This is a genomic window from Modestobacter sp. I12A-02662, from assembly GCF_041028325.1.
In the GTDB taxonomy this organism is placed as follows: domain Bacteria; phylum Actinomycetota; class Actinomycetes; order Mycobacteriales; family Geodermatophilaceae; genus Modestobacter.
Genome location: NZ_JABGDE010000003.1, coordinates 65,131 through 89,066 on the forward strand (window position 1 = coordinate 65,131; position 23,936 = coordinate 89,066).

21 protein-coding genes are annotated in these 23,936 nt (G+C 75.7%); 3 read left to right on the forward strand and 18 right to left on the reverse strand.

The genetic code is table 11. The annotated features are described in order from the left end of the window. Positions 1-40 precede the first annotated feature (40 nt). The 6 genes from yjfF to HL189_RS03180 form a co-directional block, all read right to left on the reverse strand. Positions 41-1,105, reverse strand: a complete 1,065-nt coding sequence (yjfF, locus tag HL189_RS03155; RefSeq protein ID WP_369132252.1) for a galactofuranose ABC transporter, permease protein YjfF — start codon at positions 1,103-1,105, stop codon at positions 41-43. Next, the gene (locus tag HL189_RS03160) at positions 1,102-2,253 is read right to left on the reverse strand and encodes an ABC transporter permease (RefSeq protein ID WP_369132253.1); all 1,152 of its coding nucleotides are present in this window, start codon (positions 2,251-2,253) and stop codon (positions 1,102-1,104) included. The genes yjfF and HL189_RS03160 overlap by 4 nt, the downstream gene beginning before the upstream one ends. Continuing rightward, positions 2,250-3,809 (reverse strand): sugar ABC transporter ATP-binding protein, encoded by a 1,560-nt coding sequence (locus tag HL189_RS03165; RefSeq protein WP_369132254.1) that lies wholly within the window; start codon positions 3,807-3,809, stop codon positions 2,250-2,252. Before HL189_RS03165 ends, HL189_RS03160 begins: the two co-directional genes overlap by 4 nt. A 76-nt stretch (positions 3,810-3,885) precedes the next feature. Further along, a complete protein-coding gene (locus HL189_RS03170; protein ID WP_369132255.1) occupies positions 3,886-4,881 on the reverse strand; it encodes an ABC transporter substrate-binding protein in 996 nt (331 codons plus the stop codon). A gap of 385 nt (positions 4,882-5,266) precedes the next feature. After that, complete coding sequence (locus HL189_RS03175; RefSeq protein WP_369132256.1) at positions 5,267-5,608, reverse strand: lipid asymmetry maintenance protein MlaB; 342 nt, start codon at positions 5,606-5,608, stop codon at positions 5,267-5,269. 41 nt (positions 5,609-5,649) lie between these two features. Further along, on the reverse strand, positions 5,650-7,359 hold the full coding sequence (locus HL189_RS03180) for an FAD-binding oxidoreductase (RefSeq protein WP_369132257.1): 1,710 nt from the start codon (positions 7,357-7,359) through the stop codon (positions 5,650-5,652). Between the two features lie 315 nt (positions 7,360-7,674). Here HL189_RS03180 and HL189_RS03185 point away from each other — a divergent pair, with 315 nt between their 5' ends. Together HL189_RS03185 and HL189_RS03190 are read left to right on the forward strand one after the other, a co-directional pair. Then, entirely contained in the window at positions 7,675-8,286 is a 612-nt protein-coding gene (locus HL189_RS03185; RefSeq protein WP_369132258.1) for a hypothetical protein, read from the forward strand. Between the two features lie 38 nt (positions 8,287-8,324). After that, positions 8,325-9,119, forward strand: coding sequence for a methyltransferase domain-containing protein (locus tag HL189_RS03190; RefSeq protein ID WP_369132259.1), 795 nt, complete (start codon positions 8,325-8,327; stop codon positions 9,117-9,119). A gap of 7 nt (positions 9,120-9,126) precedes the next feature. Here HL189_RS03190 and HL189_RS03195 read toward each other — a convergent pair whose 3' ends face one another. The 9 genes from HL189_RS03195 to HL189_RS03235 all read right to left on the reverse strand — a co-directional run bounded on the left by HL189_RS03195 (position 9,127) and on the right by HL189_RS03235 (position 20,480). Continuing rightward, positions 9,127-10,377 carry an MFS transporter gene (locus tag HL189_RS03195; RefSeq protein WP_369132260.1) on the reverse strand — a complete coding sequence of 417 codons (1,251 nt, stop codon included), beginning with the start codon at positions 10,375-10,377 and terminating at the stop codon, positions 9,127-9,129. Between the two features lie 4 nt (positions 10,378-10,381). Beyond that, positions 10,382-11,473 (reverse strand): aromatic acid exporter family protein, encoded by a 1,092-nt coding sequence (locus tag HL189_RS03200; protein WP_369132261.1) that lies wholly within the window; start codon positions 11,471-11,473, stop codon positions 10,382-10,384. A gap of 114 nt (positions 11,474-11,587) precedes the next feature. Then, entirely contained in the window at positions 11,588-12,349 is a 762-nt protein-coding gene (locus HL189_RS03205) for a MerR family transcriptional regulator (protein ID WP_369132262.1), read from the reverse strand. 93 nt (positions 12,350-12,442) lie between these two features. After that, a complete protein-coding gene (locus HL189_RS03210) occupies positions 12,443-13,030 on the reverse strand; it encodes a diguanylate cyclase (RefSeq protein WP_369132263.1) in 588 nt (195 codons plus the stop codon). A 97-nt stretch (positions 13,031-13,127) separates the two neighbouring features. Beyond that, on the reverse strand, positions 13,128-13,727 hold the full coding sequence (locus HL189_RS03215; RefSeq protein ID WP_369132264.1) for a TMEM165/GDT1 family protein: 600 nt from the start codon (positions 13,725-13,727) through the stop codon (positions 13,128-13,130). A gap of 168 nt (positions 13,728-13,895) precedes the next feature. Continuing rightward, positions 13,896-15,098 carry a nickel pincer cofactor biosynthesis protein LarC gene (gene larC, locus HL189_RS03220; protein WP_369132265.1) on the reverse strand — a complete coding sequence of 401 codons (1,203 nt, stop codon included), beginning with the start codon at positions 15,096-15,098 and terminating at the stop codon, positions 13,896-13,898. Between the two features lie 33 nt (positions 15,099-15,131). Continuing rightward, positions 15,132-15,851, reverse strand: a complete 720-nt coding sequence (locus HL189_RS03225; RefSeq protein ID WP_369132266.1) for an ANTAR domain-containing protein — start codon at positions 15,849-15,851, stop codon at positions 15,132-15,134. A gap of 40 nt (positions 15,852-15,891) precedes the next feature. Continuing rightward, complete coding sequence (locus tag HL189_RS03230) at positions 15,892-18,651, reverse strand: diguanylate cyclase (protein WP_369132267.1); 2,760 nt, start codon at positions 18,649-18,651, stop codon at positions 15,892-15,894. Between the two features lie 62 nt (positions 18,652-18,713). Beyond that, positions 18,714-20,480 carry a diguanylate cyclase gene (locus tag HL189_RS03235; protein ID WP_369132268.1) on the reverse strand — a complete coding sequence of 589 codons (1,767 nt, stop codon included), beginning with the start codon at positions 20,478-20,480 and terminating at the stop codon, positions 18,714-18,716. Positions 20,481-20,593: 113 nt separating this feature from the next. On the opposite strand from HL189_RS03235, the gene pheA reads away from it, so the two are divergent. Further along, complete coding sequence (gene pheA / locus HL189_RS03240) at positions 20,594-21,547, forward strand: prephenate dehydratase (protein WP_369132269.1); 954 nt, start codon at positions 20,594-20,596, stop codon at positions 21,545-21,547. 186 nt (positions 21,548-21,733) lie between these two features. Here pheA and HL189_RS03245 read toward each other — a convergent pair whose 3' ends face one another. The 3 genes from HL189_RS03245 to HL189_RS03255 all read right to left on the reverse strand — a co-directional run bounded on the left by HL189_RS03245 (position 21,734) and on the right by HL189_RS03255 (position 23,932). Next, entirely contained in the window at positions 21,734-22,057 is a 324-nt protein-coding gene (locus HL189_RS03245; protein WP_369132270.1) for a co-chaperone GroES, read from the reverse strand. Between the two features lie 97 nt (positions 22,058-22,154). After that, on the reverse strand, positions 22,155-22,502 hold the full coding sequence (locus HL189_RS03250) for a metallopeptidase family protein (RefSeq protein WP_369132271.1): 348 nt from the start codon (positions 22,500-22,502) through the stop codon (positions 22,155-22,157). After that, the gene (locus HL189_RS03255; RefSeq protein ID WP_369132272.1) at positions 22,499-23,932 is read right to left on the reverse strand and encodes a GuaB1 family IMP dehydrogenase-related protein; all 1,434 of its coding nucleotides are present in this window, start codon (positions 23,930-23,932) and stop codon (positions 22,499-22,501) included. Before HL189_RS03255 ends, HL189_RS03250 begins: the two co-directional genes overlap by 4 nt. Positions 23,933-23,936 lie beyond the last annotated feature (4 nt).

Consider the following 23,936-nt stretch of genomic DNA (forward strand, 5'->3'; position numbering starts at 1 on the left):
CGCGCCGCCTCCGGTGACGACCCGGCGGCCGCGAACGGCCTCACGTCCCCGGCCGGGCTCGCCGGGTGGTCAGCCGCTGGACGACGACGAACACCAGCAGCAGCACCCCGACGGTGATCCTGGTCCACCAGCTGCTCAGACCGCCGTCGAAGGAGATCAGCGCCTGGATGGTGCCCAGCACGAGCACCCCCAGCAGCGACCCGACCACGTAGCCGGCGCCGCCGGTGAGCAGTGTCCCACCGATCACCACGGCGGCGATCGCGTCGAGCTCCATGCCGATCGCGTGCAGGCTGTAGCCGGAGAGCATGTAGAAGGTGAACAGCAGGCCGGCCAGCGCGGAGCAGGTCCCGCTGATCACGTACACGCCCACCTTCGTGCGCCCCACCGCGAGACCCATCAGCGCCGCGGAGGACTCGTTGCCGCCGATCGCGTAGACGGTGCGCCCGAAGCGGGTGCGGTGCAGGACCCAGACGGCCGCCGCCAGGACGGCGAGGGCGATGAAGACGCTGTAGGTCAGGAAGGTGTTCCCGGGCAGCTCCACGACGTCCTGCGCCATCGACTGGAAGAACGGGTCGCGGATCGGGATCGAGGGCACGCTGATCACGAAGCACAGCCCGCGGGCGAGGAACATCCCGGCGAGCGTGACGATGAACGGCTGCAGCTGCAGGTGGTGGACCGCGGCCCCCATCAGCCAGCCGAGGAGCGCCCCGGTGGCGAGCACGACGGCGATCGCGACCGGCGCCGGCCAGCCCGCCTCCAGCAGCGAGGCGGCGATGACCGTCGAGAGCGCGACCACCGCACCGGAGGACAGGTCGATGCCGCCGGTCAGGATGACGAAGGTCATCCCCACCGCCAGCACCACCAGGTGCGCGTTGTCGACCAGCAGGTTGAGCGCGACCTGGGGGCTGCCGAAGTTCTCGTACCGGGCGGAGCCGGTGCCGAAGAGCACCACCAGCAGCACCCCGGTGACGAGCACCGAGAAGGTGCGGGAGCCGGTGGTGGTGCTGCGAAGCCAGCGCTGCCAGGCGCGGCGCCGGTCGCCGGGCCCGGCCGGCGGGGGAGCGGCCGGGTCGGGCGCGGTGGGCCGGGTGTCGGAGACGGTCATCGCAGGGCTCCTCGGCCGGACCCGGTGGTCCCGCTGGCCGTCGGGGCGGGAGCGTGGGCGGGGGTGTGCTCGTCGTCGCCGAGGGCCGGGCCGCCGGTGAGGACGGCCGCGGCCTCGTCGGGCAGCCCGCCCGACGGCAGCGGCGGGGGTGCGGGCCGGCGGCGGCGGGCCATGACGGCGCGCAGCCGCGGGGCCTGCAGCAGGAAGACCACGATCACGACCAGCGCCTTGAACAGGGTCGTCATGTCCGGCGGGATGCCGACGGTGTACACGGTCGTGGTCAGCGTCTGCAGGATCAGCGCGCCGACCACCGTGCCGGTCAGCGAGTACCGGCCGCCGGCCAGCGAGGTGCCGCCGATGACGACGGCGAGGATCGCGTCGAGCTCGATGAACAGGCCGGCCCGGTTGGCGTCGGCCGCGGTGACCTGCGCGCTGATCATCAGCCCGGCCACCGCCGCGGCGAGGGCGGCGAAGACGTAGACGGTCCACACGATGCTGCGCGACCGCACGCCGGCCAGCCGGGCGGCCTCGGGGTTGATCCCGACCGCCTCGAGGAGCATGCCCAGCGCGGTGCGCCGGGTCAGCAGGGCGACGGTCAGCAGGATCAGCCCGGCGACCACCACCTGCGCCGGGATGCCGAGCAGGTGGCCGCCGCCGAGCCAGCCGTAGGTGTCGTTGTCGACGGTGATGATCTGGCCGTCGGTGATCAGCATCGCGATGCCCCGGCCGGCGGTCATCAGCACCAGGGTGGCGATGATCGGCTGGATCCCGAACACCGAGACCAGCAGGCCGTTCCAGGCCCCCAGCAGCAGCGCGACGCCCAGCGCCGTGCTGATCGCGACGACCGCCGCCCCGGCGGACGTGGGGTCCGGGGCGGAGACCAGGGAGTTGCAGGCGATCGCGCCGGCGATGGCCACCACCGCGCCGACCGAGAGGTCGATGCCCCGGCTGGCGATGACCAGGGTCATGCCGATCGCGATGAGCAGCGTGGGGGCGGCGTTCTTCAGCACGTCGACCAGCGAGCCGAACAGGTGGCCGTCCTGGATCCGGACGGCGAAGAAGCCGGGGTTGACCACGAGGTTGAACAGCAGGAGCGCCGCCAGGGCCAGCAGCGGCCACAGCAGCGGGGAGCGGGTCAGCCGGTTCACGACCGTCCTCCACGGGCGATGAGGTCGACGACGTCGTCGACGGACGAGGTGGCCCCGTCCAGCTCGGCGACCTTGTGCCGGTCACGGAGGACGACGACCTGGTCGCAGATGCGCACGACCTCCTCCAGCTCGGCGGAGACGAAGACCACCGACATCCCGTCGGCGGCCAGCTGGGCGACCAGCTGCTGGATCTGCGCCTTGGCGCCGATGTCGATGCCGCGGGTCGGCTCGTCGAGCAGCAGCAGCCGGGGCTCGGTGAGCAGCCAGCGGGCGAGCAGGACCTTCTGCTGGTTGCCGCCGGAGAGGTTCCGGAGCAGGGCGTCGGGGTCCGCGGGCCGGACGTCGAGGGCGGCCATGTACTTGGCCACCAGCTCGTCCCCGGTCCGCCGGGGGATCGGACGCAGCCATCCGCGGCGGGCCTGCAGCGCCAGCAGCAGGTTGTCCCGCACGGTCAGGTCACCGACCACCCCCTCGGCCTTGCGGTCCTCGGAGGAGAAGGCGATCCGGTGGGCGATGGCCTGTCTCGGGCTGCGCAGCCGGACCGGCCGGCCGTCCACGCGGAGCTCGCCGCTGGTTGCCCGGTCCGCGCCGAACAGCAGCCGGGTCAGCTCGGTGCGGCCGGACCCCAGGAGCCCGGCCAGGCCGACCACGCGGCCGGCGTGCACGTCCAGGTCGACCGGGGCGAGGGCGCCGGTCCGGCCGATCCCCCGCCCGGACAGCCGCGGCACGGCGTCGCTCGGCACCGGGTGCGCCGCCGCCCGCTCGAGGTCCTCGAGGGTGGCCAGCTCGCGGCCGATCATCTCCTGCACCAGCCGCAGCCGGGGCAGGTCCGCGGTGCGGTGCTCGCCGACCAGCTGGCCGTTGCGCAGCACGGTCATCCGGTCGGAGATCTCGTAGACCTGGTCGAGGAAGTGCGAGACGAACAGGATGGCCACGCCGCTGTCGCGCAGCGCCCGGACCACCCGGAACAGCTCGGCGACCTCACCGGCGTCCAGGCTGGAGGTCGGCTCGTCGAGCACGAGGACGCGGCAGTCGGTGTCCACGGCGCGGGCGATGGCGACCAGCTGCTGGACGGCGATCGGGTGCGTGCCGAGGGTCGAGTCGGGGTCGACGTCCAGGTGGAGGCGGGACAGCACCGCGCGGGCGCGGGTGCGGCTGGCGCGGCGGTCGATGGAGCCCCGGCGGCGCGGCTCGCGGCCGAGCACGATGTTCTCGGTGACCGACAGGTTGGGGCAGAGGTTGACCTCTTGGTACACGGTGCTGATCCCGGCGGCCTGCGCCTCGGCCGGGGAGCTGAAGCCGCGCTCGGTCCCGCCGACGGTGACCGTGCCCGAGTCGTAGCTGTAGACGCCGGTGAGCGCCTTGATCAGGGTCGACTTCCCGGCGCCGTTCTCGCCCATGAGGGCGTGCACCTCGCCGGGGAACAGCCGCAGGTCGACGTCCTGGAGCGCCTTCACGCCGGGGAACTCGATGGTGATCCCGGACATCTCGACGACCGGGCGGGACGGGGCTCCCGGAGCCGCGGGGTCCGCCGGCCCGGCAGGGGTGGTGCGCATGCGCTGACCTCTCTGGCTGGGCTCCGCCGTCCGCCGGAGGAGCGGCGGACGGCGGAGCCGGTCGGGAACGGGGAGGTCAGTACTGGCGCTCGGGCAGGACCTCGATGGCCTGCTCCTGGGTGAAGGTGGTCTCCTCGGTGACCACCCGGGCCGGGACCTCCTCGCCGGCGACGACCTTCTTGGCCAGGTCCATCAGCTGCTCACCGAGCAGCGGGTTGCACTCCACGATGAAGTTGATCTTGCCGTCGGCCAGTGCCTGCATGCCGTCCTTCACCGCGTCGACGGTGATGATCTGGATGTCCTTGCCGGGCACCTTGCCGGCCGCCTCGATCGCCTCGATCGCGCCCAGGCCCATGTCGTCGTTGTGCGCGTAGACGGCGTTGATCTCCGGGTGGGAGTTCAGCATCGCCTCCATGACCTCGCGGCCGCCGGAACGGGTGAAGTCGCCGGTCTGGGACGCGACCACCTGCAGGTTCGGCGTGCCGGCGATGGCGTCGGCGAAGCCCTCCTGGCGGTCGATGGCGGGTGCGGCGCCGGTGGTGCCCTGGAGCTCGGCGATGAACGTCTGCTGGCCGCCCCAGTTCTCCACGGCCCACTCGCCGGCCTTCTTGCCCTCCTCGACGAAGTCCGAGCCGAGGAAGGTCACGTACAGGGAGTCGTCCTCGCTGTCCACCGAGCGGTCGGTGAGGATCACCGGGATGTTGGCCCGCTTGGCCTCCAGCAGGACCGCGTCCCACCCGGTCTCCACGACGGGGCTGAACGCGATGACGTCGACCCGCTGCTGGATGAACGAGCGGATCGCCGAGATCTGGTTCTCCTGCTTCTGCTGGGCGTCGGAGAACTGCAGGTCGATGCCGGCCGCCTCGGCCGCCTCCTGGATGGAGGCGGTGTTCGCCGTCCGCCATCCGCTCTCGGCACCGACCTGGGCGAAGCCCAGGGTGATGGTGTCGCCGCCGCCGCCACCACCGCCGCCACCGCCGGTGGTGGATGAGCCCTCGTCACTGCCACCGCAGGCCGTCAGGCCGAGCGCCAGGGCCGCCGTCAGGGCGGTGAGTGCCGTCTTCTTGAACACCTGTCCTCCTCGTCGAGGTCAACACCGTGCGGGGAGCCCCGTCCGGCTGGTCGTGGTGGTGCCGAACGGGCGACCGCGGTGCTCGGGAGGCGGCTCGGCGGGCCCCGGAAGGAGGCTGCCGACGCTCCGGCCAACGCGGCGGGCTCGATCGTCGCGGCCACTGTGAGCGTTCTCAGTCGTGGTCGCCGAGGGGGATGGTGGTACGGGATCGCGTGGGCGTTACCGCTGGTGAGACGGTTGTTATCGGATCGTTGTGATCCGCGCCACGTTCTTGTTACCGCTCACAATCTGCGGTCGCGACGTGACCGGTGCCGCTCCGCGAGGGGGCGCACCGTCGGGTCGGGGCGCTGACCTGCGCCGACCCGGGTGCGGGGTACGGGGCCGGTCAGGCGCCGGGGCGGGGCAGCAGGCGGCCGAGCCCGGCCCGTTCCAGCGCCGGCCGCAGGCTCCCGGCCAGACCGATCACCTGGAGGGTCGCCCCGGTGCGCGCCTGCTTGCGGGCCAGGTGCAGGAGCAGCTCCAGGCCCGCGGGGTCCAGGGCGGTGACCGCGGTCAGGTCGATCCGGGCGGGCCAGGACGCCGGCGCGACGCCGCGCCGGAACGACCGGACGACCTCCTTGTCCACCCGGCCGGTGAAGCGCAGCAGGGGGCCGGTCGCGTCCTCGCCGAGCTGGACGGCTCCGGCGGGCGATCCGCCGGCCGGGACATGAGCAGCCGCGCAGTCCATGCCGTGCGGCTACCCGATCGGGGGAACGACCACACGCAGCGTCAGTCGGGCAGCAGGACGCCGGGGTTGCACACCCGCTGCGGATCGAGCTGCCGCTTCACCGCCCGCAGCAGGTCCACGCCGAGCGGCCCGATCTCCTGCGCCAGCCAGGGCCGGTGGTCGGCGCCGACGCCGAAGTGGTGGCTGAGCGTGCCGCCCGCGGCGAGCACGGCGTCGGTGGCGGCCCGCTGGGCGGTCAGCCACTGCTGCAGCGGGAGCTCGTCGTCCCGGTCGGCCAGCACGGTCACCGACAGGGAGGCGCCGGTCGCGTAGCCGTGCCCGATCGAGGACATGACCAGGGGCCGGCGTCCCGGCCGGGTCAGCGACGAGTCCAGGGCGGCCCGGACGGCGTCGTACACCGCGGGCAGGGCGCTCCAGGGGGCCGCGGTCTCCAGCGTCCCGGCCAGCAGCCCGGCGTCCAGCAGCCGGTCGCGCAGGTGCGGGCCGGCGAAGCGGGACCGCAGCCAGGCGCGCCCGGGCCGACGGCCGAGCCGCGTCGCGCCGCCGTCCCGCAGCACCGAGCCGGCCGCCGTCCGCCGGGCACGGACCAGCGTCGGCAGGCCCTCCCAGCCGGCCACCAGCAGGCAGCCCGCGCCGTGGCCGCGGGCCCGCAGCCGGGCGCGCAGCGCCCGCGTGCCGGGAGCCTGCAGCAGGGTGGCCCGGGTCTCGTCGGGATCGGCGAGGCGGAGGACGTCGGGCAGCAGCTCGTGGCGCGCCAGCCGCTGCAGTGCCACCAGCCCGGCGGCCCAGCTGCGGAACGACCAGCCCTCGTACCGCGTCGTCCGGGGCCGTGGGCGCACCCGCAGCCGCAGCTCGGTGATCACGCCCAGGGTCCCCTCGGAGCCCAGCGCGAGCCCGAGCAGGTCCGGGCCGGCGGCCGACGCGGGCGGGCGGCCGAGCTCGAGCGTCCCGGTCGGGGTGGCCAGGGTCAGGCCGGCGACCAGGTCCTCGAACCGGCCGGTGCCGGTCGACGACTGGCCGGCCCAACGGGTGGCGGCGTACCCGCCCAGGGTGGCGAACTCCCAGCTCTCCGGTGTGTGGCCGAGGGTCAGGCCGTGCTCGGCGAGCGCGGTCTCCAGCGCCGGGCCGCGCATGCCGGGGCCGACGGTCACCAGCGACGAGGGGACGTCGACGTCGTGCACCGCGTCCAGCCGCCGCAGGTCCACCGCGACCACCGGCCGGTCGTCCACGTCGGTGCCGGCCAGGCCGCCCACCCCGCTGGTACCCCCGCCGTACGGGACGGCGACCACGCCCAGCGCGCTGCAGGCGCGCAGCACCGCGGCGACCTCGTCGGTGCCGCCGGGTGTGAGGACGGCGTCGGGGGCGTCGCTCGCGTCGCCCGCCCGTCGGCGCACCAGGTCCAGGTAGCTGCGGCCCCCGGCGTGCGCGAGCCGGGTGGCCCGGTCGTCGGCCACGTGCTCCTCGCCGAGCAGCGCGGTGAAGGCCGCCCGCGCCGGCGCCGGCAGCAGCGAGGGGCCCAGCCGGATCTCCCGGACGGGGACCGGCGGGGTGGCGCGGGGTGTCCAGCCCAGCTGCCGCGCCAGGTGGCGGCGGGCCGCCGTGGGCAGCGCCGTGCGCAGGTCGGGGTCGGGGGTGAGCTCGAGGACGCCGTCGTCCGAGCCGTCGGGTGCGTCCTCGCGGGCCCGGAGCGTCGCCACCCGCGTCCCGGACGGAGCCCAGCCCTGGATGGTCAGCTGCGGTTGGTCGGGCACGGAGCCAGTCTGCCTCGGTTTCGTCACCCACCGTCCGTAGGCTGATGACGGTGGGTGAGATGCGGGCCACGGGGAAGGTGGGAGAGCTGGGACCGGAAGGTGCGCGGTTCAACTGCTGTCAGGGTGCCCGCTGCCGATGACCATGGAGCAGGCCACCGGGTCCACCCGGCCGGCCGGCGACCGGTGCAGCACCGGGCGAGGGCTCCAGCCCGACCCCGCCGCGCCGGTCCGGTCGGTGCGACTTCCCGCGCACCGGCCACGGACGAGTGTCGGGGGTGTCGCGTGAGCGTGTCGGGTGGTTCGGGCCAGGAGGCCGTGGCGAAGGTGGCCACCGAGCAGGGGTGGTGGCTGGTCGACGCGGAGGGCCGGGCGGTGGGCGGCCCGTTCGAGGCGCAGGTGGACGCCGCCATCGCCGAGCTGTCCTGGAACGGCGGCTCCCCGGCCGGCGCGGACCTCGCATACGGCCTGCGCATGGACGACGGCACGGTGGTCCGCCGGTTCTCCCCGGAGGACCAGGGGTGGCTGGCGCACCTGTCCGACCAGCTCAACCGGCTCGCCGACGAGTGGGACACGCACATCTCCGACGCCGACCCGCTCACCGGCCTGGTCTGCGAGCTCGCGGCCGCGGTCGTCGAGGCCGGCCTGCCGCTGCACGACTGCGCCGGCCGCACCGGCAGCCGGGCACTGGGCGGGGTCTGCCTCACGCCCAGCCCCGCGCGCGAGGGCGTGATCGTCACCTGGTCCCAGCACGACCGCATGGCGGTGCACCACGTCCGCGGGCTGGAGGCCGAGGGGTGCGCGCAGCAGACGATGAGCCTGGCGGTCGCCGACGTGCTGGCCGCGTTCGGTTTCATCGTGGAGACCGTGGAGGGGACGCTCGCCTACCTCGTCCGGGCCGGGGAGCTGGATTCCACGCTCTGGGACTGACGGTCCGTCCGCTGCGGACCCGGGTGCAGGATGGCCGGGTGGACACCTACACCCACGGGCACGCCGACCCGGTGCTGCAGTCGCACCGCTGGCGCACGGTCGAGAACTCGGCCGCGTACCTGGCCGCGGAGCTGCGGCCGGGGCTCGACGTCCTCGACGTGGGCTGCGGCCCGGGCACGATCACCGTGGACCTCGCCGCCCGGGTCGCCCCCGGCCGGGTGGTCGGGCTCGACGTCTCCCCGGCGCCGCTGGACGAGGCCCGCGACCTCGCCCGGCGGTCCGGGGTGGCCGTCGAGTTCAGCGTGGGCGACGCGTACGCGCTCGCGTTCCCCGACGGCACGTTCGACGTGGTCCACGCCCACCAGGTCCTCCAGCACCTGACCGACCCGGTCGCCGCGCTGCACGAGATGGCCCGGGTCTGCCGGCCGGGGGGAGTGGTCGCCGTCCGGGACGTCGACTACGCCGCGACCACCTGGTACCCCGCGGACCCCGGGCTGGACTCCTGGCTGGCGCTCTACGGGCGGGTGGCCCGCCGCAACGACGCCGAGCCCGACGCCGGACGGCGGCTGCTCGCCTGGGCGCACGCGGCGGGGCTGCGCGACACGGTGGCCACGACGTCGTCCTGGTGCTTCGCCACCCCGGCCGAGCGCGCCTGGTGGGGCCGCTCCTGGGCCGGCCGGGCCACCGCGTCGGCCTTCGCGGAGCAGGCGGTGGACTACGGGCTCGCCTCGCCCGCGGAGCTGCAGGAGATCGCAGCCGCCTGGCTGCGCTGGGCCGCATCCGATGACGGGTGGCTCGGGATGATGCACGGCGAGCTGCTCATCCGGGCATAGGGCCCGGTCAGCCGGCGGCGGGGCCCGGCTGCTCGTCGGCGTGCGCGACGTGCCGCAGCGAGCGCCAGATGAGCACCACGAACACCGCCGACCCGGCGAAGGCGAACCAGAACGGTGCCGTGACCCCACCGTGCTGGGCGAGCACACCGCCGAGGCCCGAGCCGACGACCAGCCCGCCGTAGACGCCCACGAGGTTGACGCTGCCCACCCGGCCCTGCAGGTGCTGGGGGACGGCCCGCTGCCGCACGGTGATCGACGTCGTCCCCCACACGAAGGCGTGCGCCCCGAAGACGAAGAAGACCGGCAGGGCCACCCAGGGGCTCCTGGTCAGCGCCAGTGCCAGGTGGGTCAGCGTCTCGACGACCAGGCCGACCCGCATGAGGTCGCCGAGGGTCACCCGCCGGGTGATCCAGCCGTAGGCGAGGGTGCCCACCACGCCGCCGGTGGCGCTGACGGTGGTGACCAGGCCGAAGCCGATCTCGCCCAGGCCGAGCCGCTCGGTGGCGTACAGGACGAGGACCGACCAGGCCGCGCCGAACGTGACGTTGAAGATGGTGATGGTCAGCACGAGGGTCCGGACGGCGGCGTGGCCGAGCACCCAGCGGAACCCCTCCGCGACGTCGTGCCGCAGCTTCGTGCGCGGGCCGCCGGACCGCTCGCGCGGAGGCAGGGCGATCCGGGTGACCAGCACCGCCCCGAGCAGGACCACCACGGCCTGCGCGCCGAGCGCCCAGGCGGCGCCCACGGTGAACAGCGCGGCGCCCAGCGGTGGCCCGGCGAGCTGGTTGACCGTGATGAAGCCGGTCTGCAGCCGGGCGTTGGCGACCGCGAGGTCCTCCCGGGCCACCAGCATGGGCAGCAGGGTCTGCGAGCTGTTGTCGGCGAACACCTCGGCGGTGGCCAGGACGAACAGCGTGGCCAGCACGGCGACGATCGAGACGCGGTCGGTGGCGACGGCCAGCGTGAGCACGGCGAGCACACCGGCGCGGACGACGTCCACGGCCGCCACGATGAGGCGGCGGTCCAGCCGGTCGGTCAGCGCGCCGGCGACCAGCCCGAACAGCAAGGGCGGCAGCCACTGGACCGTCGCGGCGAGGGCGACCAGGAACGCGTCCCGGCTGAGCGAGGCCACCAGCAGCGGCCCGGCCGCCAGCGCGATGCCGTCGCCGAGGTTCGACGTCCAGGACGAGGCCAGCAGCCAGCGGAACCCGGTGCCGAGCCGGGACGGGGCCAGGACCTCGGCGATGCGGTTGCCCATCGGCTCAGGCCGGCTGGGGGAAGCGGACGTGCGCCTCCAGCGTCTGCAGCGCGCGGTGCATCCCGACGGTCACGGCGCCCAGGGCGAAGAACCCCTCGGCGTCCCCGATCGTGGAGCCGCGCAGCAGCGCGGTCAGCCGGTCGGCCGCGGCGACCGCGGTGGCGATCGCCGCGTCGCGCTCGTCGGGCTCGCCGTCGGTGGCGTGGTAGGGGATGCGGACGACGCCGGCCAGGCCGTCGAGCGCGTCGGCGAGGACCCGGCCGGTGCCCTCGTCCACCCGGTCCAGGCCGCGCCGGTGCGGCTGGAACTCGACCACCAGCAGGGTCAGGTCGTCGACCAGGACGGCGACCCGGTCCAGCGCCCGGGACTGCTCCCGGATGCTCGCCGCGGTGCCCTGCCACCGGTGCGCCCGCGGGTCGGCCCGCCGGGCCCGCTCCACCACCGTCTCCGCGGACCGCATCCGGTCCAGCGACCGGTCCAGCTCGGTGCCGCAGGCCGCCCACTCGCTGGTTGCCGGCAGCTGCCCGCTGCGCAGCGCCGCGGCGATCGCGGCCGGGTGCCCGGCCAGCAGCGACCGGGTGGTGGCGAGCCGCTGCACCGCGGCGGTGAGCTGCAGCGGCGGGACGAGCACGCTGGTCACGAGCACGCCGATCGCCGCGCCGAGCAGCGTCAGCCCGGCGTAGCGCAGCACGTAGGGTCCCGGCTCGCCGGCACCCACGGTGATCATCAGCACGGCCGCGAAGCTCACCCAGCTGGCCTGGTCGCGCAGCACCCGCCGCCACTGCTCGACGCAGATGGACAGCGCGACGATCAGCCCGATGGTGAGCGCGTCGGGCACCGCCCGCGTCAGCTCGTACACGGCGTAGGCGAGCGCGAAGCCCAGCAGCATGGCCAGCACCGACCGCCGGGCGGCGCGCGCCGAGTCGGCGATCGTCGGGTGCACCGCGATGACCGCGCCCAGCGGGGCGTAGTACGCGTGGTCCGACAGCAGCGGGGGCAGCAGCACGGCCACCTGCCAGGCCAGCCCGGCCGCCAGGGCCGCCCGCACCCCGCGCTGCACCCACGGCCGCTGCAGCAGCCCGATCACCCGCTCCACCGGGCCAGGATGCGGCCCGGACCGGTCCGTCCGGGAGAGCGACCCTGTGGCACCCGCCACAGGGTCGTCCCGTGCGTCCCGCGCGGAACAGGGCCCGCGCGGGACGCCGGAGGATCAGCCGCCCTGGCGGGCGGCGTTGGCCTGGACGGCGGTGCTCACGTACCGCGCCAGCCCCGGGGCGACCTGCTCGTAGTGCGCGGTGAACCGCTCGTCCTCCACGTACATCCGACCCAGCCCGGCGTGGATCTCCGGGGTGCAGTCGTAGAAGTTCCGGCTGATCTGCTGCCGGTGCTCCTCGGCCAGGTCCATCGCCCCGGTCGAGTCCGCGGGGACACCGGCGCGCATCGCCGCGGCGAAACGCTGCTCCACGTCGTCGCCCTCGGCCTTGACGCGCAGCCAGTCCTCCTTGGACATCGCCGCCGTCCGCCGCTGCGACTGCCGGTAGGCGTCGGTGTCGCCCCAGCGCTCCTCGACCTCGGCCTCGTACTGCGCCGGGTCGTGCTCGCCGAAGACCTCGAACCGCTCCTCCGGGCTCAGGGAGATCCCCATCTGCCGTGCCTCCATCTCCTTCTCGACGGCCGCGACCATCGCCTGGGTGCGCTCGAGCCGGTCCCGCAGCAGCCGGTGCTGCCGGCGCAGGTGCGCCGCGGGGTCGGCGTCGGGGTCGTCCAGCAGGGTCGCGACCTCCTCGAGGGGGAACCCGAGCTCCCGGTAGACCAGCACCTGCTGCAGCCGGTCCAGGTCGGGCAGCTCGTAGCTGCGGTAGCCCGCCGCCGTCCGCCCGCTGGGCCGCAGCAGCCCGATCCGGTCGTAGTGGTGCAGCGTGCGCACCGTGACCCCGGCCAGCCGGGCCAGGTCACCCACCGTCCAGCTCATCGCCCCTCCTCTCCGTTGACAGGGACGAGGGAACAGCCTGACGCAGCGTCAGGGTCAAGCCCCGTTCGTCGCGCACTCGCCGGGAGGCGGGGGTCAGCCGTGGCGGCCGCTGCCCTGCCGCTCGTGCCGGATCCGGGTCATGGCCTCGTTGGCCGACGCGATCAGCGACGCCGGGGTCGAGGCGTGCCCGGACAGCGCCACCCCGACGCTGACCCGCACCCGGTGCTCGGTGCCGGGCCGCGGGCGCAGGGGCTCGTCGAAGGCGGCGGCGACCCGGCGGGCGATGCCCTCGGCGTCGGCCCGCCCGGGGACGCCGGGGCACAGCAGCACGAAGGTCTGCGCGCTGATGCGGGCGACGACGTCCCCCTGCCGCACGGTGCCCACCAGCCGGCCGGTGGCCTCGGCCCGGGCGGCGTCGGCGACCGCCGTCCCGTGCAGGTCCTCCAGGACGGTGATGCCGTCGAGGTTGCAGCACAGCACGGCGAGCCGGCCGGTGTGCGGGCCGGCGGCCGCCAGGGCGTGCTCCAGCCGGTCGATGAGCAGGCTGCGCACCGGCAGCCCGGTCAGCGGGTCGGGGACCGTGCGCTGGCGCAGGCGCTGCGCGAACTGGCGCTGGGCGGCCACGACGGCGGCCGTCAGCGCCGGCACGTCCGGCGACTCCTCCAGGCGGATGGTCTCCATGGCTGCTCCCGTCGGAGGGCCGTACCTCGGCCGTCCAGGGAGCAGTCGGCAGTGCGGCGCCCGGGCTTGAGGGCGCGCTGACCCGTCGGGGTGGGCCTCAGCCGGCGAGGAGGCGGGCCGTCTCCACCACGGCGACCACCGCGAACACCAGGAAGAGGACGGCGGCGACCCGGCGGATCATCGCCACCGGCAGCCGGTCGGCGAGCTTCCGGCCCAGGAACGCGGCCAGCCCGGAGACCACCAGCAGCGCCGCCCAGGCACCGGCGAAGACCGAGATCGGCTCGTCGTAGCGGGCGGCCAGGCCCGCGGTGGCCAGCTGGGAGAGGTCACCCCACTCCGCGGCGAACAGCACGCCGAAGGAGACCGCGGCCGCCCGCAGGAACGAGGTCTGCTCGCGGGTCTGCGCGGCCTCCCCGTCGTCCTCGGGCCCGGCCGTGGCGCTGCGCCACAGCAGCACCGCACCGACCAGGAACAGGACCGCGACGACGGCGGTGACCAGCGCCTCCGGCAGCAGGGACAGCAGGCTGCCGGCGGTCACCGCGATGGCGACCTGCAGGCCGAACGCGGTGCCCACCCCGACGAACACCGGCAGCGCCGGGAACCGGGTGGCCAGCACGAGGGTGGCGAACAGCGTCTTGTCCGGCAGCTCGACCGGCAGGACCAGGACGAAGGCGGCCAGGACGACCGAGGGGACCACAGTGCTCTCTTCCGCTCCGCGCGGCCGGGCGGGGACACGGGTGGCCTCCGACCGGCGGCGCACCGACAGGTGACCGCTCGGGTCGAAGGTCTCGCCCACCCGCGCCGGGGCGCGGGCCCGCTGACCGGGCGCACCAGCGCGCCAGCATGTCGACCAGCGGTCGGGGGGCTACTCCCCTTCTCGGTCGCCCAGGGTAGCCGACGCCCCCGGGTGCGCGGCGTGCGCCGCGGCGGTGGCGGCCCGCAGCACCTCCTTGGCCGGCAGGCCGGTCGCCCGGGCCAGCGCGGCCACGTCCTCGAACTCGACGCTGACGTTGACCACCCGGCCGGCGGCGGAGGACACCTTCACCCCGATCCGCCCGCCGAGCACCTCGACGGAGTCCTGCACGCGGTCCAGCGCCACCTTCCGCACCGGGTGCACGCGCATCCCGATCGTCGAGGTGCTGCCGACCACCACCTCCTGGACGGCGGGGAGCGCGTCGGGCGGGCACAGCACCGACAGGGTGTGCGCCGGGCGGCCCTTCTTCATCAGGATCGGCGTGAGCCAGGCGTCGGCGGCCCCGGCGGCCAGCAGCTCGCCGAGCACGCCGGGCCACAGCCGGGGGTCGAGGTCGTCGACGTTGGTCTCCACCAGCACCCCGTCGGACGGCTCGGCGACCGGGTCCCCGAGCACCAGCCGGACGAGGTTGGGCAGCTCGGCGGGATCGCGGCCGCCGGCGCCGCTGCCCACCTGCCGCACCCGCATCGGCGGCAGCGGCGTCCACTCCTGGACCCGGGCGGCCAGCAGCGCGGCGCCGGTCGGGGTGCAGGCCTCGGCGGGCACCGGCCCGGCGAGGACCGGCACCCCGCGCAGCAGCTCCAGGACGGCGGGCCCCGGCACCGGGACGACCCCGTGCGCGCCCCGCGCCGAGCCGCTGCCCAGGGCCACCGGGGAGGCCGACAGCGAGGTCAGCCGCAGGTGCTCGAAGCCGGTGACCACGCCCACCACGTCGGCGAGCGCGTCCAGCGCGCCGACCTCGTGGAAGTGGACGTCGTCCGGCGCGACGCGGTGCACCCGACCCTCCGCCGTGGCCAGCCGGGCGAAGACGTCCAGCGCCCCGTCCCGCACGGCCGGGGCGAGGGCGGCCTCGGCCAGCAGGGCGCGCACGTCGGCCCAGGTGCGGTGGTGCGAGCTGTCCGGGGCGTGCACGTGCACCCGGGTCGCGCCGAGCCCGTGCCGGGTGACCGGCTCCGCGGTGAGCCGCACGGGCTCGACCGGCAGCGCCGCGACGGCCCGGGCGGGCACCTCCAGCGGCACGCCGGCGTCGACCAGCGCGCCGAGCAGCATGTCCCCGCTCGCGCCCGCCGACAGGTCCAGCCACCCGATGGTCATCGGGTGATCATGCCGGTCGCGGCCGGGCACGCGTCAGAGCAGGACCTCCCCGGTGGCCACCAGGTGCTCGGCGACGCCGTGGAGGTCACGGCCGGCGTGGAGCGACGCATGGGCCAGGAACTGGAACGCCTGGTCGGCGGTCAGCTGGTGCCGCTCCATGAGGATGCCCTTGGCCTGGTCGACGACGCCCCGCACCTCCAGGGCGACCTCGAGGTTCCTCGCCTGGTCCCGGGCGCTCTGGTACTCGTGCATGTTGGCCACGGCGACGGCCGCGTAGGGCGCGAGCCGGCCCGCGACCGACCGGCTGTGCTCGTCGAAGGCGTGCGGCCGGCGGGCGTAGACGTTCAGGCCCACCCGGACGTGCTCGCTGACCGGCAGCGGGACGGACAGCGAGCTGAGGCTGCCGTACTCGGCGGCACGGCGGGCGTAGTCCGGCCACCGGGTCTCCTGCTCGGCGTCGACGATCTCGGTCAGCTCACCGGTGCTGGCGGCGTGCAGGCAGGGGCCGTACCCCCGCCCGTACTGGGACTCGTCGCAGTCCAGGGCCAGCCGGCCGGTGTACACCGCCGTCGAGGGACGGTCGTTGACCAGCACCGTGATGGAGGTCTCCGCGTCCCCGGGCAGCACGCTCTTGGCCACGTCGGCCACGGTGCGCAGGAGGCTGTCCATCGAGTGCTCGCGCAGGGACAACCTGCCGAGCTCCTCGATGGCCTGGTCTTCGGCTCGGTCGCGGGGTTCGCTGTCGCTCGTCACGGATGGACCTCCGGTCCTCGGACTCCGGCGGGGGGCCGGCCTAGCGTCGGGCGGTGCGGCGGGCGATGCGGGCGGCGAAGACCCCGGCCGACCAGCCGTTGTCGATGTTGCTCACCACGACCCCCGGGGCGGCGGAGTTGAGCATGGTCAGCAGCGCGCCGAACCCGCCGAAGGAGCCGGCCGACGCGGCCGACGTGGGGACGGCGACCACCGGGACCTCGGTCAGCCCGCTGACCACGCTGGCCAGGGCGGCGTCGAGCCCGGCGACCACGACCAGGCAGTCGACGTCGGTGAGCAGCGAGCGGTCGGCGAGCAGCGGCCGGATGCGGTTGCCGCCGACGTCGTCCACCCGGACGACGCCGGTCCCGGTCACCCGGGCGACGAACGCCGCCTCGGCCGCGATCGGGGTGTCCCCGCTGCTGGCGCACAGCACGCCGACCCGCCCCAGGGCCTCGGGGACCGGCCCGACGGCCGCCGCCATCGCCGCGGCGTCGATCGTCGTGTACGCGTCGTGCTCGCTGGCGAGGGCGACCAGCGTCTCGGCGCTGGCCCGCACCACGACGGCCGGGTGGTCGGGGTGCTCGCGGCGCGCCTCCCGGACCAGGCCGAGCACCTGGTCGGTGCTCCGCCCGGTGGCCCAGATGACGTCGGGACCGGTGGGCAGGGCGGGCTCTCGGGTGACCGGCGTGCCGGTGACCGGGGTGACCTGCGGGGACGCGACCGCGGCCGGCTCGGGGGCGGGCTCCGGAGTACGGGGCCGCTCTCCCCGGGGCTCCTCGGCGCGCCGGGCGCCGTCGGCCGGCGGCGCCCCGAACAGCTCGTCCAGCGGGTCGCGCGCCCGGGTCGGCTCGACCGGCGGCTCGACCAGCAGCGCCGCGAAGCCGTCGGCGTCGTCGGCGGGGTCCACCCCGCCGCGGTCGGGGTCGGCGTCGCGCGGGGAGGAGGTCACGCCCTCGACCCTAGACACCGCCGCAGCCGCCTCCGGAGCGACCTGCCCGGCGGGTTCCTCGGCGCGGGTCTGGGTGACCGCCGACAGCCGGACGACGCGGTCGCGGCCGGCCCGCTTGGCGTCGTAGAGGACGCCGTCGGCCGCGGCGAACAGCGTCCGCCGGTCGTCGCCGCGGGCGGCGGAGGCGATGCCCACGCTGATCGTCACCGGCACGTCCACACCCAGGGCCGACCAGTCGTGCGCGGAGATCGAGCGGCGGATCCGCTCCAGCGCCCGTTCCGCCTGCTCCGCGGTCGTGTCGGGCAGCAGGATGACGAACTCGTCACCGGCCCACCGGCACACCTCGTCGGTGTCGCGGCAGCCGTCGACCAGCAGCTGCCCGATCGCCCGCAGCACCGCGTCGCCGCCGGGGTGGCCGGCCGCGTCGTTGATCGACTTGAAGTGGTCGACGTCGACGACGGCGAGCGCCGGCGCGGAGCCGGTGGACAGCAGGCCGTCGAGCCGGGTCTCGGCGAACCGGCGGTTCGGCAGGTGGGTGAGCGGGTCCTCGTAGACCTGGCGGCGCAGCTGCAGGGCCGCCCGCTCGTTCTCCAGCAGGCTCTTGCGCCGGCCGAACAGCCCCACCCAGCGGGTGCGGCGTTCGTCGACCCGGTCCAGCTCGTCGGCGAGGTAGGCCTGCAGGTACGGCAGCGCGCGGGCGGCGTCGTCCAGCTCGGCGTGCAGCGTGCACAGCTCGCGCAGCGCGGCCCAGCGCAGCCGGGGCAGCCCGTGCTCGGTGGCCAGCGTGAGCGCGGTCGCCAGGTGGTCGTCGGCGGCGCGCGGGTCGCCGGAACGGCGCAGCGCCCGCCCCAGCCCCAGCTCCGCGGAGGCCAGCAGGGCACCGTCCCGGACGGAGGTGGCGGTGCCGACGACGCCGCGCAGCAGCGGCACGGCGGCGTCGTGCTCGCCGAGGCCGACCAGCGCCCAGCCGTGCACCGCCTGCGCGTCGAGCAGCACCGGGTCGTCCGCGGGCAGCTGGGCCAGCGCCCGGACGGCGAGGTCCCGCGCCTCGGCGAAGTACCCGCCGGCGTCGGGGTCGCCGTCGTCCAGCAGGCCCTCGCCCACCTCCGCGCACAGCGCGGCCAGCCGGGTCGCGGCCTCACCCGCCAGCGCGGCCGGCCCCGGGCCGGCCTCCCCGGCGGCGAGCTCCGCCGCGGCTTCGGCCGCCCGCCGCTGGTACTGCAGCGCCAGCGGCATCAGCTCCAGGTCGGCCAGCACGGCGGCCAGGGAGCTGAGCGCGTGCACCGCGAGCGGGCTGGCCGGCAGCGGTGCGTCCAGCAGGCTGGCCGACTCCACGGCCTCGTCCATCGCCTGGTCCACCCGGCGGGACAGCAGCTGGATGCGGGCGTGCCGGGCCAGGCCGGCGGCCCGGTGCACGTCGTCGTCCTGGGCGTCGAACGCCGCCCGGGCGGCGCGCACCAGGGCGATCGCCTCGGTGACCTGCGCCGCTGCCTGCGACCGGTCGGCCCGGTCGACCGGGGCCTCGTCGGAGACGGCGGGCTCCCCGTCGTGGTGCAGGTCGAGGGAGCCGGCCTGCTCGGGGCCGCCCTCGACGAGCGGCTCGCCGACCAGCGACCAGCCGGCCAGCCGCAGTCGCCGGACCAGCAGTTCCGCGCGGAGCGTGTCGGCCCAGGCGCGGGCGAGCGAGGAGAGCGGCGCACCGGCGCGGCCGCCGGCCGCGGACTGCACGCCGTCGACCCGGCGCAGCAGCGCCTCGGCGGCGTCCAGCTGCCAGGTCACCAGCGCGTCGCTGACCTGCCTGTGCAGACGGGCCGGCGGCACGAGGGAGGCCGGCCCGGCGGGGGCCGGCACCGGGGCGTCCTCGCTGCTCCGCCGCACAGGCGTCGCGGTGGACCCGCGCGCGGGGCGCATGCTCACCGGGCGACCTCGTTCTCGTCGAACGCCCACCCCGGACGGCGGGCCGAGCCGCCGAGCACCTCGGCGACGAGGTCGTCGACCGAGGCCCGGGTGGGCCGGCCGGCCCGCGGTGCCGTGCGGGAGTGCGGGCCGCCGTGCTCGGCGCGCACCTGGTTGCGCCCACCCCGCTTGGCGTTGAACAGCTGCAGGTCCGCGCTGTCGTACAGCTCGCGCCAGGTGCGCGGCCGGCCGGCGGACGTCGAGGTGGCCACGCCGATGCTGATCGTGATCGGCGCCGGGACGTCCAGCGCCGCCCAGTCGGCGGCCGCGACCGCCTCGCGCACCCGCTCCAGGGCGACGACCGCCTGCGCCTCGCCGGTGGCCGGCAGCAGGACGACGAACTCGTCCCCGGCCCACCGGTACACCTCGTCGCCGGTGCGGCAGTGCTGGCGCAGCAGCTCGGCGATCCGGCGCAGCACCGCGTCCCCGTGCAGGTGGGAGCGCTCGTCGTTGACCGTCTTGAAGCCGTCGACGTCCAGCACGGCGAGGGAGAGGTCCGGGGCGTCGCCGAGCTCGGTCAGCCGGCGCTCGGCGTTGCGCCGGTTGCCCAGCCCGGTCAGCACGTCCTCCAGGGCGTGCCGGCGCAGCACGGCGGTCTGCCGCTCCGCCTCGCGCAGCCGGCTGCGGCGGACGAACAGCTCCGCCCACAGCTCGCGGCTGCGCAGGTGGGCGCGCCTGGTCTCGTGCCGGTAGCCCTCCAGCCAGTGCAGCGCCTCGACCGTGCGGTTCATCGCCGCGGTGGCCTGGCCGAGCTCCAGGAGGGACTGCCGGTACCGGCGCCGGTCGCCGGCCCGGGCGAACTCGCCGGAGGCGGCGACCAGCAGCTCCACCGCCTCCACGCCCTGCGGGGAGCCGGGGGAGGCGTCCCGGGCGCAGCGGCGGGACAGCAGGCGGGCGAGCACCAGGTCGGTGTAGCCCCGCAGCCACATGCCCGCGGCGCCGTCCTGCAGGTGCCGGCGGACCCGGCGCAGCGGCGGCAGCGCGTCGTCCAGCTCCCCGGAGAGGGTGAGCGCCCAGGCCTGGACGACGTCGAGCAGGTCCAGGTCGGCGTCGGACGGCTCCACGGGGAGCGCCCGGGCGGCCTGCGCGCTGCTGAGCGCGACCGCGGCCAGCTCCGCCCCCCGCGTGGAGTCGCCGCGGCGCTGCACGGTCTGCGCCAGCTCGGCGTGCTGCTGCGCGCACAGGCGCAGGGCGTGCCAGCGGTCGGCCAGGTCGGGCAGGGCCTCGGCGACGGCGGCGCACCGCAGTGACTGCGCGGCCGCCAGCTCCTCGAGGTCCAGGGCGGTGAGCGCCAGGGACAGCCAGGCGTGCGCCTGCTGCAGCTGCCGGCTGGGCTGGCCGGCGGGGACCTGCTCGGCGAGGACGCTGGCGTCCACCGAGAGGTGCAGGGCGGCGTCGTACCGGTCGGCGTCCAGCTGCACGTGGGCGAGGTAGGCGAGGGTCAGCGCCCGCTCGGCCGAGGGCCGGCACCGCTCCAGCGCCTCCTCGGCCGCGGTGACGTCCTCCGCCGCGCCCTCGGGGTCGCCGTCGAGCAGCCGGGCCCGGGCGGCGAAGGCGGCGGCCCAGGCGTCCCAGCAGGGCACGCCGGTGCCGGCCAGGTCGGGGGCGACCTCGGCGAGCGCGTACTGGAAGGCGGTGGCGTCCTCCGCGGAGCTGGCGGTCAGCAGCCGCCAGCGGGCCGACTGCAGCCGGGCGTCCTCGACGAGCTGAGAACCGGCGGTCACGCGCACCTCCACTCATCAGTCAGGGGACGCGTCGCGCGCGCTCCCGGCCGGTGACGAGGCAGCTCCCCCCGCGCCGGGGTCTGGACCCGGCGCGGCCGCACTACCCTCGCCGGATGCTGCGTACAGCTCCGACGAGGTTCGCCTATCTGGGACCCGAGGGTACCTTCGCCGAGGCCGCGCTCGCCCTCCTGACCGGTCCGGCCGCGGCCCCCGGCCCGGACGCCCGGCCCGCGTCCAGCGTCGCTGCAGCCCTGGCCGCCGTGCGGGCGGCGGAGTGTGACGCGGCCCTCGTGCCGATGGAGAACTCGGTCGAGGGCTCGGTGCCCGCGACCATGGACGGCCTGGTCGACGGCGCCCCGCTGGTGATCACCCGCGAGGTGTTCCTCGACGTGGCCTTCGTGCTCGCCGTCCGGCCGGGCACGGCGCTGGAGGGCGTGCGCACGGTGGCCAGCCATCCGCACGCGCTGGCCCAGTGCCGGGGCCGGATCGCCGAGCTGCTGCCCGGGGCGGACGTCGTCCCGGCCGCCTCGACCGCCGACGCCGCCCGCCGGGTGTCCGAGGGGGAGCACGACGCCGCCGTCTGCGCCGCGATCGCGGCCCGCAGGTACGGCCTGGCGGCGCTGGCCGGCGACCTCGCCGACCACCCGGGCGCGGTCACCCGGTTCGTCCTGGTGGAGCGCCCGGGCCCGCTGCCCGAGCCGACCGGCGCGGACAAGACCACGGTCAGCGCGGTGGTCCCCGACCGCACCGGCGCGCTGCTGGACCTGCTCGCCCAGTTCAGCGTCCGCGGGATCAACCTGACCCGGATCGAGTCGCGGCCGACCCGCGAACGGCTGGGCGTCTACTCGTTCTCCATCGACTGCGAGGGGCACGTCGCCGACCGCCGGGTGGGGGACGCCCTCGCCGCGCTGCACCGGGTGTCGGCCGACCTCCGGTTCCTCGGCTCCTACCCGCGGGCCGACGGACTGCCCGGCCGGCCGGTCGAGGGCCCGGTGAGCGACACGGCCTTCGCCGAGGCGGAGCACTGGCTGGCCCGCGTACGGGCAAGGGGCGTCGGACAGGGGTGACCCCTGCGCCTCCGTCCATGGGCCCGTCATAGTCACCCAGTGTGCGTGGTCAGGAACCCGGTGCACATACCGGCCCAGGACCGTTCCGTCACTCGGGCGCCGGCAGCCCCACGTGGCCCACTCGTCCCGGAGGCGGTGACGATCGAGCCCCGGCACGGGCCGGCGCAGCGAGCCGCCGGCAGCCGGTCAGAGGTAGAGCCCGGTCTGCTCCTCGATGCGCTCCGCGGCGACGGCGTGCACGTCGCGCTCGCGCAGGATGATCAGGTCCTCGCCGTGCACCTCGACCTCGTGCTGGTCCTCGGGGGAGAACAGCACCTGGTCGCCGATCTTGACCTGGCGGACGCTGGAGCCGACCCCGCGCGCCTCGCCCCACACCAGCCGCTTGGCCACCTGGGCCGTGGCCGGGATGAGGATCCCGCCGGTCGACCGCCGCTCGCCGTCCTCCGTGCGCCGCGCGACCAGGATGCGGTCGTGCAGCATCTTGATCGGCAGTCCGCGGGTCTCCGGCACGCCGGTCACGCTACCCGCCGGTGACGTGCTGGAACGGCCCTCCTGCAGGGGCCCGCCCCGAGCGTGCGAGGGGTGGGGGCCGGAGCGGCCTTCTCCTTCAGGCCCAGCCGAGGGCGTGCAGGCGGTCGTCGTCGATGCCGAAGTGGTGGGCGATCTCGTGGACGACGGTGATCGTGACCTCCTCGGCCACCTGGTCCTCGTCCTCGCAGATGTCGCAGATCGCCTCCCGGTAGATCATGATCCGGTCCGGCAGGGCGCCCCCGTAGTCCGCGCCGCGCTCGGTGAGCGCGTACCCCTCGTACAGCCCGAGCAGGTCCGGCTCCTCGGGATGGCGGTCGTCCACCAGGACGACGACGTTGTCCAGCAGGTCCATCAGCTCGGCCGGCACCGCGTCGAGGGCCTCGGCGACCAGCTCCTCGAACCGCGGCTCGGGCAGGGCGTTCACCAGCTGGTGGGCAGCGGGCGGCCCTCCTCGTACCCGGCCGCGCTCTGCACCCCCAGCACCGCGCGCTCGTGCAGCTGGTCGACGGTGCGGGCACCGGCGTAGGTGCAGGCCGAGCGGACGCCGGCGACGATGCCGTCGATCAGGTCCTCCACCCCGGGGTGGGCGGGGTCCAGGTACATCCGGGAGGCGCTGATGCCCTCCTCGAACAGCCCGGCGCGGGCCCGGTCGAAGCCGCTCTGCGCGGCGGTGCGGGCCTTCACCGCGCGGGCCGACGCCATGCCGAAGCTCTCCTTGTAGCGGCGGCCGGAACCGTCGTCGTACAGGTCGCCGGCGCTCTCGTAGGTGCCGGCGAACCAGGAGCCCACCATCACGTTCGCCGCGCCCGCGGCCAGCGCGAGCGCGACGTCGCGGGGGTGGCGCACCCCGCCGTCGGCCCACACGTGCCTGCCCAGCTCGCGGGCGGCCGCCGCGCACTCCTCGACGGCGGAGAACTGCGGCCGGCCGACGCCGGTCATCATCCGGGTCGTGCACATGGCGCCCGGGCCCACGCCGACCTTGACGACGTCCGCCCCGGCCTCGATCAGGTCGCGGGTGCCCTCGGCGGTCACCACGTTCCCGGCGACCACCGGCACCGCGCCGGCCACCGACCGCACCGCGCGGACCGCCTCGATCGCCTTCTCCTGGTGGCCGTGCGCGGTGTCGACCACCAGCACGTCCACCCCGTGCGCGAGCAGCGCGGCGGCCTTGCCGGCCACGTCGCCGTTGATGCCCACGGCGGCAGAGGTGAGCAGCTGCCCCCGCTCGTTGACGGCCGGCAGGTAGAGCGCCGAGCGCAGCGCGCCCTTGCGGGTGATCACGCCGACCAGCCGGTCGCCCTCCACCACCGGAGCGGCGTGCACCCGCTCCTCCGACAGCACCTCGAACACCTTGGGCAGGTCGGTGCCGGCGGGGACGGTCAGCGGCTCGGGGGTCATCACCTCCGACAGCTGGGTGAACCGGTCGACGTCCTGGCAGGCGCCGTCGGTGACCACCCCGACCGGCGCGCCGTCCTCGACCACCACGACGATGCCGTGCGCCCGCTTGCCGAGCAGCGACAGCGCCTCGGAGACCGTCGAGGTGGGCGACAGCGTGATGGCGGTGTCGTAGACCGGGTGCCGCTCCTTGATCCATTGGACGACCTCGCCGATCACGTCGATCGGGATGTCCTGCGGCAGTACCGCGAGACCACCGCGACGGGCCACGGTCTCGGCCATCCGGCGTCCGGAGATGGCGGTCATGTTGGCGACCACCACGGGGATCGTCGTCCCGACCCGGTCGGGGGTGGTCAGGTCCACCTCCAGCCGGGACCCGACCGACGAGCGGGCCGGCACCATGAAGACGTCGGCGTACGTCAGGTCGTGGGCCGGGCGGGTGTCGCCGAGGAAGCGCATGCCC

Bases quoted from the DNA above. Each gene is read 5' to 3' on its own strand.
- yjfF (WP_369132252.1), bottom strand. From the start codon at position 1,105: ATGACCGTCTCCGACACCCGGCCCACCGCGCCCGACCCGGCCGCTCCC.
- HL189_RS03165 (WP_369132254.1), bottom strand. From the start codon at position 3,809: ATGCGCACCACCCCTGCCGGGCCGGCGGACCCCGCGGCTCCGGGAGCC.
- HL189_RS03175 (WP_369132256.1), bottom strand. From the start codon at position 5,608: ATGGACTGCGCGGCTGCTCATGTCCCGGCCGGCGGATCGCCCGCCGGA.
- HL189_RS03195 (WP_369132260.1), bottom strand. From the start codon at position 10,377: ATGGGCAACCGCATCGCCGAGGTCCTGGCCCCGTCCCGGCTCGGCACC.
- HL189_RS03205 (WP_369132262.1), bottom strand. From the start codon at position 12,349: ATGAGCTGGACGGTGGGTGACCTGGCCCGGCTGGCCGGGGTCACGGTG.
- HL189_RS03210 (WP_369132263.1), bottom strand. From the start codon at position 13,030: ATGGAGACCATCCGCCTGGAGGAGTCGCCGGACGTGCCGGCGCTGACG.
- larC (WP_369132265.1), bottom strand. From the start codon at position 15,098: ATGACCATCGGGTGGCTGGACCTGTCGGCGGGCGCGAGCGGGGACATG.
- pheA (WP_369132269.1), top strand. From the start codon at position 20,594: ATGCTGCGTACAGCTCCGACGAGGTTCGCCTATCTGGGACCCGAGGGT.
- HL189_RS03255 (WP_369132272.1), bottom strand. From the start codon at position 23,932: ATGCGCTTCCTCGGCGACACCCGCCCGGCCCACGACCTGACGTACGCC.